Genomic DNA, 17,390 nt, shown 5'->3' on the forward strand with positions numbered 1-17,390 from the left:
TCACCATGCCGGGGAACAGCCACAGCAGGGCCACCATCAGCACCATCAGCAGGAAATAGCCGCAGTTGTTCAGTTCCAGATGTTGATACGAACGAGGCGTATTCTTAGGTTGTCGGCGCGGGCGCGCAGGCTTTTTTGGTGGCTGGCGCATCGAGCCGGGCGATAGCCGTCATTTGCGCGTACAGATCCTTGTATCTCTTGGTGTCCGATCCATTCCTTACGAAATAGACCCAGCGGGGCTTTCTCTCGGCCATCTCGAAAACAATGACCTCAATGTCATCTGCAATGATGAAGCCATAATTCCAATCAGTCAAGCTGAAGCCATTGTTTCGCATTATGGTTGACAAATCGGATTTCACAACATATCCGGGGGAGATGTTTTTCTCCTTATGTGTCAATACAGTCGGCCAGATGCGTTCTGCTTCCTTGATGTCGTCGACAAGAAAGATGCGGCTGACATGGACGCCCCCGTCAGCCCGCCTCAGGTTGGTGAGTTCATGGACACCAGAGAACGTACCGGATTCGATAAAATCAGGTCCAATATAGTTTACGAATAGGAGGCTTTTTGTTGACCTTCCAATAATGGATGACCATATGGACTTTAATGTTCCCTGGTCTTGCACATCGATCTTTCCTAGCGCTTTCATGTCAGCGTATTTCAGATCGCCGGACAAGGCATGCTGAAGACAATTTACCTGCTGAGTGTTCTCCGCTATCGACCTCCGGAGATCTTCAAGCAAATCCAGGCCTCTATGCCGATGTGTCGCAAACATCGAGAACGACAAAATCGCAACTACCGCGATGTAAGACAAATATATAGAAATAATCTCATATATACTTATATCTCTTTTGAATGTGATCGTTATCGTGATTGCCAGAAAAATTGTTGCGACGATTATCGTAACAACCGCGATATCACTTTTGACACTTGATATTGCTGATTTGATCGCATCAATAAAATCGCTGTTAATATTACCTTTGATGTTTCCGGGCAATTCCTCAGGATTTCCCTCAGAATTATTGGAGCCTTTCAATTCTCTCTCTCCGCTTGTGAAAAACATCAGAGTGGGCGCCGATAGGCTATCATATCGCTGGCTGTAGGCAAGCTGAAGGTGACTAGCCACGCGTGCTTAAACTGATCGTTTTTACAGCTCAAATGGGAATGAGGTGCACAGGCTTATCGGCGAGAATGACGGGCAGGCCCATGTGGTTAGCGCCAATCGCGACCGACACGCCAGATCGCAAAAGCCAAGTGGAACGTCTGGTGTCTCGAATGGCACTCGCGGCCAGCGGGCGCGATCAGTAGATCAGCTCGTTCTCGCCGCTGCCCTCTGCCAGGACCAGTTCGCCGCGGGCGGCGAGGTCCTTGGCCAGCTGGACCATGTACATCTGCGCCTCGTCCACGTCGCGGACGCGCACCGGACCCATGGCGGCCATGTCCTCGCGCAGGATCTTGGCGGCGCGCTCGGACATGTTGGAGAAGAACAGGTCCTTCAGCGACTCCGACGCGCCCTTCAGCGCGGTGCCCAGCTTCTGCTTGTCCACCGTGCGCAGGACGGTCTGGACGCCGCCGGGGTCGAGCTTCGACAGATCCTCGAAGGTGAACATCAGCGACTTGATGCGCTCGGCGCTGTCGCGGTTGCGCTCCTCCAGGGCCGCCATGAAGCGGTGCTCGGTGGTACGGTCCAGACCGTTGAAGATCTCCGCCAGCATCTCGTGGCTGTCGCGGCGGCTGGTGCGGGCGAGATTGGTCATGAACTCCGTGCGCAGCGTGCGCTCGACGTCGTCCAGAACCTCCTTCTGCACCGCCTCCATGCGCAGCATGCGCATGATGACTTCCATCGCGAAGCTTTCCGGCAACTGAGCCAGGACACGGCCGGCATGGTCGGAGCGGATCTTGGACAGGACGACGGCGACGGTCTGCGGATACTCGTTCTTCAGGTAGTTGGACAGCACCGACTCGTTGACGTTGGTCAGCTTGTCCCACATCGTGCGGCCGGCCGGACCACGGATGTCCTCCATGATCTGGTCGACCTTGTCCTTCGGCAGGGTCTTCAGCAGCAGGCGCTCGGTCGAATCGAAGGAGCCGACGACGGTGCCGCTCGACGACATCTGCTCGGCGAACTCGACGAACAGTCGCTCGATCAGGTTGGCCGAGACGGTGCCCAGGTTGGCCATCACCTGGGACAGCTCCTTGATCTCCTCGTCGTCCATCAGCGAGAACAGCTTGGACGAGTGCTCCTCACCCAGCGCGAGCATCATGATGGCGGCCTTTTCCGGGCCGGTGAGGGTCCGGTAGTCCTCACGAACCTTTTGAGCCATTGCTGCCCTTCATGCCTGCGCTGAATCCGAAACTGCCCGATCATTGCGGCAAACATCGTTAACAAACGATAAGGAAGCCCTTAGGGAGTTTCGAGAAGGACGGTTTTGCCGCAGCAGCGCGTTGGCTCGATACGCCGTCCATGCCCTGGCATATGTTCGGACATACGCCACTATGTGAAAATGAATTTACAGGATTGTGGAAAAGCTGTAACTCTGTGCTCACGCAAGCCGCGCCTGGGCTTTCCGGAGGAGCATCGAGGGGATGGAGCCACCCATTCAGACGGGATCGCTGCTGATCCGGATGCAGAACTGCCAGCAGCAGCTTCCGGCCGCCCTCGCCAAGGTGGGGGAATGGGCCCTGGCCTATCCCTTCCGCACCGCCACGTTGAAGATCGGCGAACTGGCGGCGGCGGCCGAGGTGTCAGTGGCATCCGTCAATCGCTATGCCCGCTTCCTCGGCTATGAGGGTTATCCGGAGTTCCGCGAGGATCTGCTGCGCGCCTTCGAATCCACCTTCGCGCCGGTGGAGAAGCTGCGCGTCGCCGTCCAGCGCGACACCTCGAATGCCGAGATCATGCGGGAATCGCTGGCCAGCGACGCCGGCAACATCACCCGCACCATGGAACTGCTGCAGCCCGAGCAGTGCGAGGCGGCGATCCGCCTGATCCGCGACTCCAATCGCATCGTGGCGCTCGGCCTCGGCGACAGCGCCTATCTCGCCCTGTTCCTGGCCGACGTGCTGGAGCCCTATGTCGACCATGTCCGCGAGGCCATCGAGTTCGCGGGCACCGAGCGCACCATCCGCCGGCTGATGACGGTGAAGCCCGGCGATCTGGTGATCGCCATCACCTCGCCACGCTATTCGCGCCGGACCATCGAGCATCTGCAGCTGTGCCGGGAACGCGGGGCGAAGGCCATCGCGCTGACCGACGCGCCGGACAGCCCGATCGTCCCGCTGGCCGACGTCACCCTGCTGGCCGGGGCCGACCATGGCGTGCGCCACAGCTCTCCCACCGGGCTGATGGCGCTGATCGTGGCGCTGGGCACCGCGCTGTCCCGCTCCGGTCCCGACAGCGTCGGACAGGCGGCCGACGTCGCCGAACGCATCCTGCCCTACCTCCACGTCGTGCCGAAGACCAAGAGGCCGACCGAGTGAGCCGGGCTTTCCTTTCCACGCGCCAAAGAAGCTGAAAAGCGATGACGATCTCCTATTGGAACGGGCGTTACCTGCCGCTGGACGAGGTCCATGTGTCGCCGCTGGACCGCGGTTTCCTGTTCGCCGACGGCCTCTATGAGGTGACCGCCGCCTACAACGGCCGCCTGTTCGAGCCGGAGGCGCACATCGCCCGCCTGCAGCGCGGCATGGCCGAACTGCGCATCGACTGCGCCCTGTCGGCCGGCGACTGGATGGCCATCATGGAGCGGCTGGCGGCGGAGTCCGGCATCGACGGCGACCTGACCGTCTATCTCCAGGTCACCCGCGGCGCAGCATCCAGCCGTGGCCACGCCTTCCCGGCCGGGGTCACCCCGTCGGTGTTCGGCATGGCGAGCCCGCTGAAGCGCCCGCCGGCCTCCTGGCGCGACCAGGGCGTCGCCGCCATCACCATCCCCGACATCCGCTGGGGCCGCTGCGACCTGAAGACGGTGGCGCTGCTCGGCAGCGTGCTGGCGCAGCAGGCGGCGACCGACGCCGGGGTGGTCGATGCGTTGCAGCTGCGCGACGGTCTGGTAACCGAGGGGGCCGCCACCAACATCTTCGTGGTGAAGAACGGCGTCATCGCCACCCCGCTCAACGACAACCGCATCCTGGAAGGCATCACCCGCACCGTCATCCTGCGGTTGGCCGCCGAGGCCGGCCTGCGGCTGGAGGAGCGCGACATCCCGGCGGCGGAACTGGAAACCGCCGACGAGATCTGGATCGCCAGCACCACCAAAGAGATCACCCCGGTCACCAGCCTGAACGGCAAGCCGGTCGGCACCGGCGCCCCCGGCATGGTGTGGCGCCGCATGTTCGCGCTGTTCGCCGAGAGGCTGGGACGATGAGCGGCGCCGCCGCGATGCGGGCGGTCGACGCAGCACCGGCCCTGCTTTCCGTGGAGGGGCTGAGCGTCGCCTTCGACGGCGAGCATGGTCCCGTGCGCGTGGTCGACGACGTCAGCTTCACCGTGGCGCCGGGCGAGACGGTCGCCATCGTCGGCGAGTCCGGCTCCGGCAAGTCGGTGACCTCGCTGTCGCTGATGCGGCTGGTCGATTATGCCGGCGGCCGCATCGTCGGCGGGCGCATCCGCTTCAAGGGGCGCGACGGGCGCGAACGCGATCTGGCTTCTCCGCCGGCCGAGGCGCTGACCGACATGCGCGGCAACGACATCGCCATGGTCTTCCAGGAGCCGATGACGTCGCTGAACCCGGTCTTCACCATCGGCGACCAGATCGCCGAGGCGGTGATGCTGCACCAGGGTCTCGACCGCAAGGCGGCGCGGGATGAGGCCCTGCGCATGCTGGAGAAGGTGCGGATTCCCGAACCGGCCCGGCTGCTCGACCGCCATCCGCACCAGCTGTCGGGCGGCATGCGCCAGCGCGTGATGATCGCCATGGCGCTGTCCTGCAAGCCGTCGCTGTTGATCGCCGACGAGCCGACCACGGCGCTGGACGTCACCATCCAGGCCCAGATCCTGCGGCTGATCCGTCTGTTGCAGGAAGAGATGGGGATGGGCGTCATCTTCATCACCCACGACATGGGCGTGGTGGCGGAGGTGGCCGACCGCGTCGTCGTGATGTGGCGCGGCCGCAAGGTGGAGGAGGGCACGGTCGAGCGCATCTTCCAGGCGCCGCAGCACCCCTACACCAAGGCGCTGCTGTCCGCGGTGCCGAAGCTGGGCGCGCTGCGCGGCCAGGACCTGCCGATGCGTTTCCCGCTGCTGGTGGTCGATGACGAAAAGCTGGATGCCGCGCCGCCGGCCCCGCCGCCGGTACAGGACACCGTGCGCGCCGTCGACGCTCCGCTTCTGGAGGTGCGCGACCTCACCACCCGCTTCGACGTGCGCAAGGGCATCTTCGGATCGCTGAAGGCCCGCGTCCATGCGGTGGAGAAGGTCAGCTTCGCCGTCCGTCCGGGCGAGACATTGGCGCTGGTCGGCGAATCCGGCTGCGGCAAGTCGACCACCGGCCGCACCATCATGGGGCTGCAATCCGCCACCTCCGGCAGCATCCGCTTCGACGGAGTCGAGACCGCGACGCTGGATTCCAACGGTCAGGCGAAGCTGAAGGAGAAGATCCAGTATATCTTCCAGGATCCCTTCGCCTCGCTGAACCCGCGCATGACCGTCGGCTTCAGCGTCGCCGAGCCGATGCTGGTCCATGATTATGTCCCCACCTCCAAGCCGGGCGTGTCGCGCCGCCGCGCCATCGAGGAGCGGGTGGCGGAGCTGCTGACCCAGGTCGGGCTGAAGCCGGAGCATGCGCGCCGCTATCCGCATGAATTCTCCGGCGGCCAGCGCCAGCGCATCTGCATCGCCCGCGCGCTCGCCTGCGATCCCAAGCTGATCATCGCCGACGAGGCGGTGGCGGCGCTCGACGTGTCGATCCAGGCGCAGATCGTCAACCTGCTGATGGAGCTGCAGGCCAAGCGCGGCCTGTCCTACCTGTTCATCAGCCACGACATGGCGGTGGTGGAGCGGGTCAGCCACCGCGTCGCGGTGATGTATCTCGGCCAGATCGTCGAGCTCGGTCCCCGCCGCGCGGTGTTCGAGAACCCGCAGCACCCCTACACCCGCCGCCTGATGGCGGCGGTGCCCATCGCCGATCCCAGCCGCCGCACCCGCGACCTGCGGCTGCTGACCGGCGAGATCCCGAGCCCGATCCGCAACATCGGCGACGAGCCCGCGGTGCAGCCGCTGGTGCCGGTCGGCGATGACCATTTCGTCGCCCGCCACCCCGTTGGCGGCGATTTCTGAATCAAGAAAAGGGAGACATCACGTGACGCGTTTCGCTCTTCCCCTGCTGGCCGGCCTGCTCGCCGGCACCGCGCTGGCCGGTCCGGCCTTCGCCGCCAAGAATCTGGTGGTCGGCATCCCCGACAACATCACCACGCTGGACCCGGCCGACATCAACGACACCCTGTCGCAGTCGGCCAGCCGCACGATGATGCAGGGCCTGTTCGGCTTCGACAAGGAGATGAAGCTGGTCCCGCTGCTGGCGGAAAGCTTCACGGTCAACGACACGGCCACCGAATACACCTATCGCCTGCGCAAGGGCGTCACCTTCCATGACGGCACGCCCTTCAACGCCCAGGCGGTGAAGACCAACTTCGACCGCCTGTCGAACCCGGCCAACCGGCTGAAGCGCCAGAGCCTGCTGGCGATGCTGGCCGAGACTGTGGTGGTCGACGATTACACCATCACGCTGAAGCTGTCGCAGCCCTTCGGCGCGCTGAACAACAACCTCGCCCATCCCGGCGCGATGATCCACAGCCCGAAGGCGCTGGAGACCTTCGGCAAGGAGATCGGCCGCCACCCGGTCGGCACCGGCCCCTACAAGTTCGTCAGCTGGGAAGCGGACACCCTCAAGGTCGAGAAGAACGCCAACTACTGGAAGCCGGGCCTGCCGAAGGTCGACAGCGTGACGCTGAAGAGCGTGCCGGAGAACGGCAGCCGCATCGCCATGCTGCAGACCAACGAGGCGCAGTTCATCTATCCGCTGCCGCCGGAAATGGTGAAGATGGTGGAAGCCAACCAGGCGCTGGAGATCATCGACGCCCCGTCGATCATCGCCCGCTATGTGGCGATGAACACCATGAAGAAGCCGTTCAACGATCCGCGCGTCCGTCAGGCGTTGAACTACGCCGTCGACAAGAGCGCCTACGCCAAGGTGGTCTATCGCGGCCATGCCGGCCCGCTGGATTCGGCCATCCCGTCCAAGCTGGGCTTCCACGTCTCGCAGCCGAACCAGTACACCTACGACCTAGCCAAGGCGAAGGCTCTGCTGGCCGAGGCCGGCTACCCGAACGGCTTCGAAGCCGAGATGTTCGGCCGCAACAGCACCAACTTCATCCGCGGCATGCAGTTCGTGCAGCAGCAGCTGGCCCAGGTCGGCGTCAAGCTGACCGTCACCCCGCTGGAGGCCGGTGTCGAGACCGCCCGCGTCTGGGGTGTCGAGAAGCCGGAGGATGCGACCGTGCAGATGCAGTACAGCGGCTGGTCGGCCTCGACCGGCGATGCCGACTGGGGCCTGCGTCCGCTGCTGTGGGGCAAGGGCTTCCCGCCGAAGTTCTTCAACGTGGCGTATTATAAGAACGACACGGTGGACGCCGCCATCGAGACCGGCATCGGCACCGCCGACAACGCCAAGCGTGCCGAAGCCTACCGCGTCGCCCAGGAACAGATCTGGAAGGACGCGCCGTGGATCTTCCTCGGTGTCGAGAACCTGCTGGCCGGCAAGTCGAAGAAGCTGACCGGCTTCTACTATGTCGCCGACGGCGGCCTGCAGATGGAAGAGGCCGATCTGCAGTGATTTGAGTGTGGCGCCGGTCGTTATCGCGGCTGGCGCCGCGTTGCCCCCTCCCTAACCCTCCCCCTCTTCGAGGGAGAGGGAACTTAGCGCGAGAGCGGCGGAGTTCCCTCTCCTGCCGAAGGCGGGGGAGGGTTAGGGAGGGGGCATTCGAAGCCGACATTTCCACCAGGACCTCTGCCCCATGCTGAAATATCTCGTCGGCCGTGTCGCCGGCATCCTGCCGGTTCTGCTGGTGATTTCCGTCTTCGTCTTCGGCTTCGTCCATCTGCTGCCGGGCGATCCGGCGCGGCTGGTCGCCGGCCCGGATGCGACCCAGCGCGACGTCGAACTGGTGCGCCAGGATCTGGGCCTCGACCAGCCGCTGTGGGTGCAATACGGACGCTTCCTCGGCAATGCGGTGCAGGGCGAGTTCGGGCGCTCGATGAAGACCAAGCGGCCGGTGTCGCAGGAGATCGGCGAACGCTTCATGCCGACCCTCTACCTCACCGTCGCCGCCATGGCGTGGGCGACGCTGGCAGGATTGCTGATCGGCGTGGCGTCGGCCACCAAGCGCGGGCGCTGGCAGGACCATGCCGGCATGATCGTCGCGGTGTCGGGCATCGCCTTCCCCTCCTTCTGGCTCGGCCTGCTGATGATCGACCTGTTCTCGGTCAAGCTCGGCTGGCTGCCGACCAGCGGTTACGGCACCTGGCAGCATTTCGTCATGCCGTCGCTGACTCTCGGCCTCGGCGTCGCCGCGGTGATGGCTCGCTTCACCCGATCCGCCTTCATCGAGATCGCGCGCGAGGATTACGTCCGCACCGCGCGGGCCAAGGGCGTGCCGGCGCGGCTGGTGGTGTGGAAGCACACGCTGCGCAACGCGCTGATCCCGATCATCACCATGGTCGGCCTGCAGTTCGGTTTCCTGCTGGGCGGGTCCATCGTGGTGGAGACGGTGTTCTCCTGGCCGGGGCTGGGCCGGCTGCTGGTGGATAGCGTCAATTACCGCGACTACACCGTCATCCAGGCGGAGATCCTGCTGTTCTCGCTGGAGTTCATCATCATCAACCTGCTGGTCGATGTGCTGTACGCCTTCGCCAACCCCGAGATTCGCTACTCATGACCACGACAGACGCAACCGGCGTGGCCGCCGCAACCCACGAAGCCGTCCGTTCGCCGCTGCGCGAGTTCTGGCGCAAGTTCCGGCGCAACCGCACCGCCATGGCCGCCGGCATCTGTCTGCTGGCGCTGGCTTTGGCGGCGGCGGCCGCTCCCTGGATCGCGCCCTTCGATCCGGCGGCCTTCGATTACGACCGCATCCTGGAAGGCCCGTCGGCCGACCATTGGGCCGGCACCGACGCCTATGGCCGCGACATCTTCAGCCGCATCCTGTGGGGTGCGCGCATCTCGCTGTCGGTCGGGCTGCTGTCGGTCATGCTCGGCGGGGTGGCCGGCGTGGCGCTGGGGCTGATCGCCGGCTTCCGCGGCGGCTGGATCGACAGCCTGATCATGCGCATCTGCGACGTGCTGCTGGCCTTCCCCGGCATCCTGCTGGCCATCGGCATCGTCGCCATCCTGGGGCCGGGCATCGAGAACGTCATCTATGCGGTGGCGATCTTCAGCATACCGGTCTTCGCCCGTCTGGTGCGCGGCAGCACGCTGTCGCTGAAGCGCGCGGTCTATGTCGACGCCGCCCGCGCCATCGGCGTGCGCGACCGGTTGCTGATGGTCCGCCACATCCTGCCGGGCACGCTGCCCAGCGTGATCGTCTATGTCTCCATGCGCATCGGCACCTCGATCCTGACGGCGGCGAGCCTCAGCTTCATCGGTCTCGGCGCCCAGCCGCCCAGCCCGGAATGGGGCGCCATGCTGGCCGACGGCCGCAGCTATATCGGCGTCGCCAGCCACGTCACCTTCTATCCCGGCCTCGCCATCTTCCTGACGGTGCTGGCCTTCAACCTGCTCGGCGACGGACTGCGCGATGCCCTCGACCCGAAACTCCGTTGAGCACGGCCAGCGTGCGCGGGCCTTCGGGCTCGCCTGCGGCCGGCTGACGCCGGGGCCGCGCAACGCCATCACGGACGTTCCGGGCGTGCGCGTCGGCCATGTCACGCTGGATGAGGGCGCCATCCAGACTGGAGTCACCGCCATCCTGCCCCATGCCGGCAACCTCTACCGCGACAAGCCGGTCGCCGCGGCAGAGGTGCTGAACGGTTTCGGCAAGAGCGTCGGCCTGATGCAGGTGGAGGAACTGGGGGCGCTGGAAACACCGATCCTGCTGACCAACACCCTGTCGGTCGGCACCGCGTCCACCGCCCTGGTCCGCCACGCCATCGCCGGCAATCCCGACATCGGCCGCACCACCGCCACCGTCAATCCGGTGGTGATGGAGTGCAACGACGGCCCGCTGAACGACATCCAGGCGCTGGCTGTGACCGAGGCCCATGCCGCCGCTGCGCTCGCCGCCGCGCTGTCCGACGCGGATGGGGCGGAGGTCGCGGTCGGATCGGTCGGGGCCGGGCGCGGCATGTCCTGCTTCGGCTTCAAGGGCGGCATCGGCACCTCCTCGCGCCGGCTGAAGCTCGACGGCAAACGCCATCATCTGGGCGTGCTGGTGTTGGCGAATTTCGGCCGGCCGGGGGAGCTGCGTCTGCCCGATGGCCGCCGCATCGCCCCGCCGGCCAAGGACGACGCGCCGGAAAAGGGCTCCGTCATCGTCATCGCCGCCACCGACGTTCCGCTCGACCATCGCCAGCTGCGCCGGGTGATCCGCCGCGCCGGGGTCGGGCTGGCACGGGTGGGATCCTTCTGGGGCCATGGCAGCGGCGACATCGCGCTGGGCTTCACCACCGCCAACCGCATCGACCATGACGAGCGGGCAGACATCGTTTCCCTGCGCATGCTGAACGAGCGCCGCATCGACGCCTTGTTCGAGGCGATGGCCGACGCGACACAGGAAGCCGTTCTCGACGCGCTGGCCGCTGCCACACCGGTGGTCGGCCGCAACGGCGCCAGCCGGCCATGCCTGTCAGACTTGCTGAATTCCGGGAGCACTCCGTGAAGATCTACATCTCCGCCGATATCGAAGGGGTGGCCGGCGTCGTCTCCCAGCAGCAGGTGACGCCGGGCAACGCTGAATACGAGCGCGCCCGCCGCCTGATGACCGCCGAGGTCAATGCCGCCATCGAAGGCGCGCTGGAAGCCGGTGCGACCGAAATCCTGGTCAACGACAGCCATGGCCCGATGGTCAACCTGCTGCCGGATGAGCTTCACCCGGCCGCCGAACTGATCCTCGGCCGCCCCAAGCCCATCGGCATGTTCGCCGGGCTGGAGCCGGACGCCGCCGGGGTGATGTGCGTCGGCTTCCACACCTCGGCGCGCCAGTACGGCATCCTCGCCCACACCACCAACAGCTTCGCCTTCGGCCGGGTGCGGGTGAACGGGCTGGAACTGGGCGAGGCCGGCAATTACGGTGCCTATGCCGGCGAGATCGGCGTGCCGGTGATCCTGCTGAGCGGCGACGACCGCTTCGCCGCCGAGATGGCCCCGCTGTTCCCGGACGCCGAGCAGGTGGTTGTCAAGCAGGCGCTGGGCCAGCGCGCCGCCCGCTCCGTCGCCCCGTCGGTCGCCCGTGGCCGCATCCGCGAGGCCGCGACCCGCGCCGTCCGCCGCGCCGGAACCATTCCGCCTTTCCGCGTTCCGCCCCAAGCCGACGGTGCGCCCTACCGGCTGGAGATCGAGATGAACAGCCCGGCGCTGGCCGATCTGGCGTCACTGATTCCGGTTGCCGAACGATCCGATCCCGTGACAATCAGCCTCCCCGCCGACAGCATGGCCGCAGTGCTCGGCTGGATCAACACCCTGTCCGCCATGTCGGCCACCCTGCGTTGAGACCCACCCCCATGACCCTTTCGCACCCGCAGCCCTTCGCCCTTGCCATCCATGGCGGCGCCGGCACCATCAAGCGCAGCGCCCTGACCCCGGCGCTGACCGAGGGCTACCACGCCGGCCTGCGCCGGGCGCTCGCCGCCGGGCATGAGGTGCTGGCCGACGGCGGCAGCGCGCTCGACGCCGTCACCGCCGCCGTGATGGCGCTGGAGGACGAGCCGCTGTTCAACGCCGGCCGCGGCGCCGTCTTCACCGCAGAGGGCGTGCAGGAGATGGACGCCGCCATCATGGACGGCCGCGACCGCGCCGCCGGTGCGGTGGCCGGGTTGTTCGGCCCGCGCAACCCCATCCTGGCCGCCCGCGCGGTGATGGAGCAGACCGAGCATGTGTTGCTGATCGGCGAGGGCGCGCTGGATCTCTGCCGCCGCCAGGGTCTGGCGATGGAGGAGGCCGCCTATTTCTTCACCCAGCCGCGCTGGGACGCCCTCCAGGCCGAGCTTGAGCGCCGCCGCTCCGGCACCCCCGACGACGGCGACGAGCAGCGCCGCCACGGCACGGTGGGCGCCGTCGCCCGCGACCGCGACGGCAACCTCGCCGCCGCCACCTCGACCGGCGGCATGACCGCCAAGGCCAAGGGCCGCGTCGGCGACAGCCCGGTGATCGGCGCCGGCACCTTCGCCGACAACCTCACCTGCGCCGTCTCCGCCACCGGCCATGGCGAGCATTTCATCCGCCGCTGCGCCGCCCATGAGATCGACGCCCGCATGCGCTGGGCCGGCCAGACCCTGGAGCGCGCCGCGGGCGACGTGGTGGACGAGTTGGGCGTGATCGGCGGCTCCGGCGGCTTGATCGCCATCGACCGCGACGGCCGGGTGGCGCTGCCCTTCAACTGCTCCGGCATGTACCGCGGCGCCATCGGGCCGGAGGGGTTGCCGATGACGGCGATCCACCGCGAGGAGTTCCGCATCGGCTGACCCTCCGACTGGAAGTCCCCTCTCTCCCGCTGGAAAGACGGCGGCAGGCTTCCCACGTTGCTGCTTCTTCAGTGCAAGACCCGAGAGGGAGGATGGCAGCATGCGTGCGATGGTGATTTCGCGGTTCGGCGGTCCCGACGTGTTCGAACTTCAGGACCGGCCGCGTCCGGTGGCGGGGCCGGGCGAGCTGCTGGTGCGGGTGGTCGCGTCGGGGACCAACCCGGTGGACGCCAAGATCCGCCATTCCGGCAGCTGGGCCGGCATCCCCTTCCCGGCGGTCCTCGGCTATGACGTGTCGGGCGTGGTGGTGGAGGTCGGCCCCGGCGTGGCCGGCTTCAAGCCCGGCGACGAGGTGTTCTACACCCCGGAGATCTTCGGCAATCCCAACGGCAGCTATGCCGAATACACCGTCGCCGCCGCGTCCATCGTCGCGCACAAGCCGGCCGGCCTCAGCCATGTCGAGGCGGCGGGCATCCCGCTGGCCGGCGGCACGGCGTGGGAGGCCATCGTGCGGCGTCTGGCGGTGCGGCCGGGCGAGACGGTGCTGATCCATGGCGGGGCCGGCGGCGTCGGCAGCTTCGCCATCCAGTTCGCCAAGGCGGCCGGCGCCCGCGTGCTCGCCACCGCCAGCAAGGCCAACCACGAGGCGATGCGCGATCTCGGCGCCGACGTGACGCTCGATTACCGCGATACCGACGTGGTGGACCGGATTCTGCGCGCGGCGGGCGGGGCAGGGGTGGACGCCGCCTTCGACACCGCCGGCGGCAATGTGCCGATGAGCACCCAGGTGACCCGCCCCTTCGGCCGCATCGCCACCATCCTGCCGCCGACCGGCGACCTGAATGCGCTCTATGTGAAGAACCAGACCCTCTACGGCACCTTCCTGACCCGCGAGGGCGCCCGCCTGCGCGAGATGGCGCCGCTGTTCGAACGCGGGCAGGCCAGGGTGATCGTCGATGCCGTCCTGCCGCTGGAACAGGTCGGCAAGGCGCATGAACGGCTCGATTCCGGCCACGGCCGCGGTAAGATCATCCTCCAAGTGGGTGCCTGACGCCCGAACAAGGCTCTTGAGGGACGGTCGTGGAGTATATCTGGCTCATCGGGCTGCACGTTGCCGCGGTGACGGTGTGGATCGCGGGGATGTCCGTCGCCGCCATTCTGCTCAGCGCCCTGGACTCCACGACCGCCGCCGAGGAGGGACCGGCCCGCATCCTGCGCGCGGCATCGCGCTGGGACCGCCGCGTGACCTCCCCGGCGATGGGGCTGGCCTGGATTCTCGGCCTGACGCTGGTGCTGTGGGGCGGCTGGGGCCTGGAGCCGTGGCTGGTGGCGAAGGTCGTCATCGTTACCGCCCTGTCCGCCCTGCACGGCACGCTCGCCGCCGGGCTGCGCCGGCTGGCCGAGCCGGCTCCCGCGTCGGGTGTCCGCCCGGTCTCGCCGCTGCTGCGCCTCTCCCCCCTGGCGGTGATCGCCGGGGCCATCGCCATCGTGACGCTGGTGGTGGTGAAGCCCTATTGAACACGGTATGGTGTTGGACCGGTCCGGTTACCGCGCGAAAGGACACGCCATGGCCGTCGCCAAGACCACGATCTGCCTCTGGTTCGACAAGGACGCCGAGTCCGCCGCCCGCTTCTACGCCGAGACCTTCCCCGACAGCGCCGTGCACGCCGTCCACCGCGCCCCCGCCGACTATCCGTCCGGCAAGGCGGGCGACGTTCTGACGGTCGAGTTCACCGTCGCTGGCATCCCCTGCCTCGGCCTGAACGGCGGCCCGGCCTTCCCCCACAGCGAGGCCTTCTCGTTCCAGATCGCCACCGACGACCAGGAGGAGACCGACCGCTATTGGACCGCCATCACCGGCAACGGCGGCCAGGAGAGCGCCTGCGGCTGGTGCAAGGACCGCTGGGGGATCTCCTGGCAGATCACGCCGCGCGTGCTGACGGACGCGCTGGCGGCGGGTGGCGAGGAGGCCAAGCGGGCGTTCGAGGCGATGATGGGGATGACGAAGATCGACGTGGCGGCGATTGAGGCGGCGCGTAGGGGGACTGTTATTCTCTCTGACTTTGGGCGATCAAAACAAAATTAGCAAAAAATGATGATTTAGTGCGAGCTTTTTCCTATCGCTCTAGCTGTTGACCTGCTCGGTCTTCAAGCCGTCTTCGCATGCAGTTGCAGCCATAAAGCGCATTACAGTAGCGGCGCGGCGTGATTTCGGGTACCGTGCCTATATTAAGCAACCCTAAAGAGACGGTGACAAAGTTGAATAAAACTAACGGCCGTTTTGCTCAATTGCGCGCTGTTCAGGATAAGCAGCGCCGTGGATACGTGTTTGAACAATATATTCGCGAAGACCTCCCTTGGGGATTCCGGCCTCCATTGTCTGTTGGCACTGATTCAGAGCAAATTGATGCTTTCTTTGAGTTTAATGGATGGCATTTTCTTGTTGAATGCAAAGCAAAATCTGAAAATATCACCCCGGGATCTCATGATTGGGAAGATTTTGAACTTAAAATCCGGAGGCGGGGCGGCCAATGCATAGGCTTATTTTGTTCATTGTGGCCGTTGTCTGAGGGGGTATATTCTGCCGCAGACAACTTGAATAGAGCAAATCATACAGTGATTATTATTGCTGGTCAACAATGGGATGAGATGGAATTTTCAGGTTTGACATATAGCGATCTTTTGCGATTTCTCGTTAGTGAAGCGCGCGCACGAAGCCGTACTGTCTCGCCTCCAATTGTTGAAATTCAGAAACAACTTGCTAATGCCTCCGAGAACGAGAAGCATGCTCGCTCGGTACTTCGCTCTGCCTCTACAGTGTTTTTAAGACGGCATCGTTCTCCAAGACACGATCAATTATATGTTGAGCGTGCTCTTGACCGGGAAATACGTGATCTTCTTACTCCGCTTACACCTTCAAAATTGGGGACTCATTCTCGGACTACGCAGCGCGGTGTTTCTCATGGGCGTGCGCGGCCAATACAATTGGCAATTATACGAGATAACTCTGGGGCAGGGAAAACAACGCTTTCTGCCAACCTGGCAGAAAGTTCAACTCACCTTGGGGTTGTGAAAGCTGCACTGGAGCCGGATATTGATGGAATCAGAGAGGTTTTGCAGAGACTTAGTCGTGATGATGGGCTTACAACATTGAATGTTATAAATAAGCCCATGTTGTATGTGCTTGACTCATTAGATGAAGCTTCAATATACCCTCAAAAAAACACGGAACTGAGAGGTCTATTCAATGCCCTTAAAGACCTTAACGATTTAGCAGAGAGTCGGGGTTTGATATGCTATCCAATTCTAATATTACTTACGATCCGCCACGAATATTGGCGTGATTGGGAAAGTCAGCTTGAAGGCAGAAAATCTCGCATATTCACCAAAAGATTTAGCAGATTTTCTGAAAACGAGCTTTCGATTGCAATTAAGAAGTACGAAGATTCTTACAAGTATAGCATTGAAAACAGAAATGCTGATCTATTAGATGCGCTATCTCATCCTTTTACATTGCAAGTCTATTCTGAAGCTAATGAATATGCGGGGCCAGTGGATGCGAGAGAGCATTTTGGCTCAAGTGTTCTTCATTTATTCTTCGAAAGAAAAAAAGAAGATATTCTGAAAAGACCGGTTCAGGGATTTGACGGTGAAACAATGCTTAAAATCTGCACGGCAGTGGCTGTCGAAATGGTTTGCTTGCGATCTAATGAAATGTCAGAGGAAGACGCCAAAAGAGTAATATCTAAATCCGATATAACTCTCAAAGCTCGTTCCAGCGCTATTATCAGAATTCTAAAGTCTGAACAGATATTTTCTCCAGAAAGCTCTGAGGGTGAATATATACGTTTTCGCCATAGTCGATTTCTAGAGTATCTACTTGCTATCGAGATTAAAGAATTATTCAAATCCGATAGGATAAGGCCAAGCGAGGGCAGCTCCTCAATTACCAAATATGCGTATTTGCCTGAATACAGTATTTCTGGCGCAAATAACACCAATATTATGTATAAAAACTTAATCAAAAAATATGATAACGCAAATTATAATCATTCTGGACTTGGTAACAGTATCGGAGAGATATATACGATAGTTAGTGCGACGAAATTTGCTTCGCCATACGTGGTATTCGACTACCTTAAATCAATATGTTCCAGCGACGAAAGGCTTTTGAAGAAAGTATCTATGGCTCTTGCCAATTCGTCAAAATACATGGATGCATTTCTTCTGCAGAAAAGATTGGAATTGGGTAGGGGAAATGGCCTAAAGTCAGAAGAAGTGCGAGCAATCAAACTAGGAATGGCAGACAAGAATCCAGAAATTTGCTGGAATGGCTTTTTTGTGCTTGCGGCAGCGATTAGCGAGCAAAATAATAAGTCAATTATTCAAGCGTTCGAACTCGCATGGGATACAAACGTTAATCGGTCAGATCTGTATAAAATAATACCGAAGCTGAAAAAGCATGGTTTGTTATTCGATGAAGAATTTCTTCGTCGCTTAAGAAAATCGTACGATTGTCAATGCTGGCTGTCTTTTCTCGATCAAATCGATGTACAGCTTGCTAAGGATTTTCCAGACATCTGGAACCATATGGGAGGCGCCAGTTTGGAACAGGAAATCAAAACTAGGCCAGGAACTGAATGGAATCACGTATTAAAATTGCTTAATTACGTTACTCACGGCGAGCCATTCCCTCTAGGTGGCGTTTTATGATGGCCG

15 protein-coding genes are annotated in these 17,390 nt (G+C 62.9%); 13 read left to right on the top strand and 2 right to left on the bottom strand.

Annotated elements, in window-relative coordinates:
• Window positions 1-104: 104 nt before the first annotated feature.
• Together AZOLI_RS31465 and fliG are read right to left on the bottom strand one after the other, a co-directional pair.
• A complete protein-coding gene (locus tag AZOLI_RS31465; RefSeq protein WP_162488327.1) occupies window positions 105-1,061 on the bottom strand; it encodes a hypothetical protein in 957 nt (318 codons plus the stop codon).
• A gap of 238 nt (window positions 1,062-1,299) precedes the next feature.
• Window positions 1,300-2,322: a flagellar motor switch protein FliG gene (gene fliG, locus AZOLI_RS19530; RefSeq protein ID WP_014188857.1), complete on the bottom strand. Its 1,023-nt coding sequence runs from the start codon at window positions 2,320-2,322 to the stop codon at window positions 1,300-1,302.
• Between the two features lie 262 nt (window positions 2,323-2,584).
• On the opposite strand from fliG, the gene AZOLI_RS19535 reads away from it, so the two are divergent.
• The 13 genes from AZOLI_RS19535 (at window position 2,585) to AZOLI_RS32640 (ending at window position 17,384) form a co-directional block, all read left to right on the top strand.
• Complete coding sequence (locus AZOLI_RS19535; RefSeq protein WP_014188858.1) at window positions 2,585-3,478, top strand: MurR/RpiR family transcriptional regulator; 894 nt, start codon at window positions 2,585-2,587, stop codon at window positions 3,476-3,478.
• A 41-nt stretch (window positions 3,479-3,519) separates the two neighbouring features.
• Window positions 3,520-4,365, top strand: coding sequence for a D-amino acid aminotransferase (locus AZOLI_RS19540; protein ID WP_014188859.1), 846 nt, complete (start codon window positions 3,520-3,522; stop codon window positions 4,363-4,365).
• Entirely contained in the window at window positions 4,362-6,275 is a 1,914-nt protein-coding gene (locus AZOLI_RS19545) for an ABC transporter ATP-binding protein (protein WP_014188860.1), read from the top strand. The genes AZOLI_RS19540 and AZOLI_RS19545 overlap by 4 nt, the downstream gene beginning before the upstream one ends.
• 22 nt (window positions 6,276-6,297) lie before the next feature.
• Window positions 6,298-7,830 carry a glutathione ABC transporter substrate-binding protein gene (locus AZOLI_RS19550; RefSeq protein ID WP_014188861.1) on the top strand — a complete coding sequence of 511 codons (1,533 nt, stop codon included), beginning with the start codon at window positions 6,298-6,300 and terminating at the stop codon, window positions 7,828-7,830.
• Window positions 7,831-8,011: 181 nt separating this feature from the next.
• Window positions 8,012-8,932, top strand: a complete 921-nt coding sequence (gsiC, locus tag AZOLI_RS19555) for a glutathione ABC transporter permease GsiC (RefSeq protein ID WP_014188862.1) — start codon at window positions 8,012-8,014, stop codon at window positions 8,930-8,932.
• Complete coding sequence (locus AZOLI_RS19560) at window positions 8,929-9,816, top strand: ABC transporter permease subunit (RefSeq protein WP_014188863.1); 888 nt, start codon at window positions 8,929-8,931, stop codon at window positions 9,814-9,816. The genes gsiC and AZOLI_RS19560 overlap by 4 nt, the downstream gene beginning before the upstream one ends.
• Window positions 9,791-10,870 (top strand): DmpA family aminopeptidase, encoded by a 1,080-nt coding sequence (locus AZOLI_RS19565; protein WP_014188864.1) that lies wholly within the window; start codon window positions 9,791-9,793, stop codon window positions 10,868-10,870. Before AZOLI_RS19560 ends, AZOLI_RS19565 begins: the two co-directional genes overlap by 26 nt.
• Window positions 10,867-11,700, top strand: coding sequence for a M55 family metallopeptidase (locus AZOLI_RS19570; protein WP_014188865.1), 834 nt, complete (start codon window positions 10,867-10,869; stop codon window positions 11,698-11,700). Before AZOLI_RS19565 ends, AZOLI_RS19570 begins: the two co-directional genes overlap by 4 nt.
• An 11-nt stretch (window positions 11,701-11,711) precedes the next feature.
• Complete coding sequence (locus tag AZOLI_RS19575) at window positions 11,712-12,671, top strand: isoaspartyl peptidase/L-asparaginase family protein (RefSeq protein WP_044552186.1); 960 nt, start codon at window positions 11,712-11,714, stop codon at window positions 12,669-12,671.
• Window positions 12,672-12,771: 100 nt separating this feature from the next.
• Complete coding sequence (locus tag AZOLI_RS19580) at window positions 12,772-13,722, top strand: zinc-binding dehydrogenase (RefSeq protein WP_014188867.1); 951 nt, start codon at window positions 12,772-12,774, stop codon at window positions 13,720-13,722.
• Window positions 13,723-13,751: 29 nt separating this feature from the next.
• The gene (locus AZOLI_RS19585; protein ID WP_014188868.1) at window positions 13,752-14,189 is read left to right on the top strand and encodes a CopD family protein; all 438 of its coding nucleotides are present in this window, start codon (window positions 13,752-13,754) and stop codon (window positions 14,187-14,189) included.
• A gap of 49 nt (window positions 14,190-14,238) precedes the next feature.
• Window positions 14,239-14,757 (top strand): VOC family protein, encoded by a 519-nt coding sequence (locus AZOLI_RS19590; protein ID WP_044552522.1) that lies wholly within the window; start codon window positions 14,239-14,241, stop codon window positions 14,755-14,757.
• A 119-nt stretch (window positions 14,758-14,876) separates the two neighbouring features.
• Window positions 14,877-17,384: a hypothetical protein gene (locus tag AZOLI_RS32640; protein ID WP_162488328.1), complete on the top strand. Its 2,508-nt coding sequence runs from the start codon at window positions 14,877-14,879 to the stop codon at window positions 17,382-17,384.
• The last annotated feature ends 6 nt before the right edge of the window (window positions 17,385-17,390 follow it).

The sequence above is a fragment of the Azospirillum lipoferum 4B genome, assembly GCF_000283655.1.
Classification (GTDB): Bacteria; Pseudomonadota; Alphaproteobacteria; order Azospirillales; family Azospirillaceae; genus Azospirillum; species Azospirillum lipoferum_C.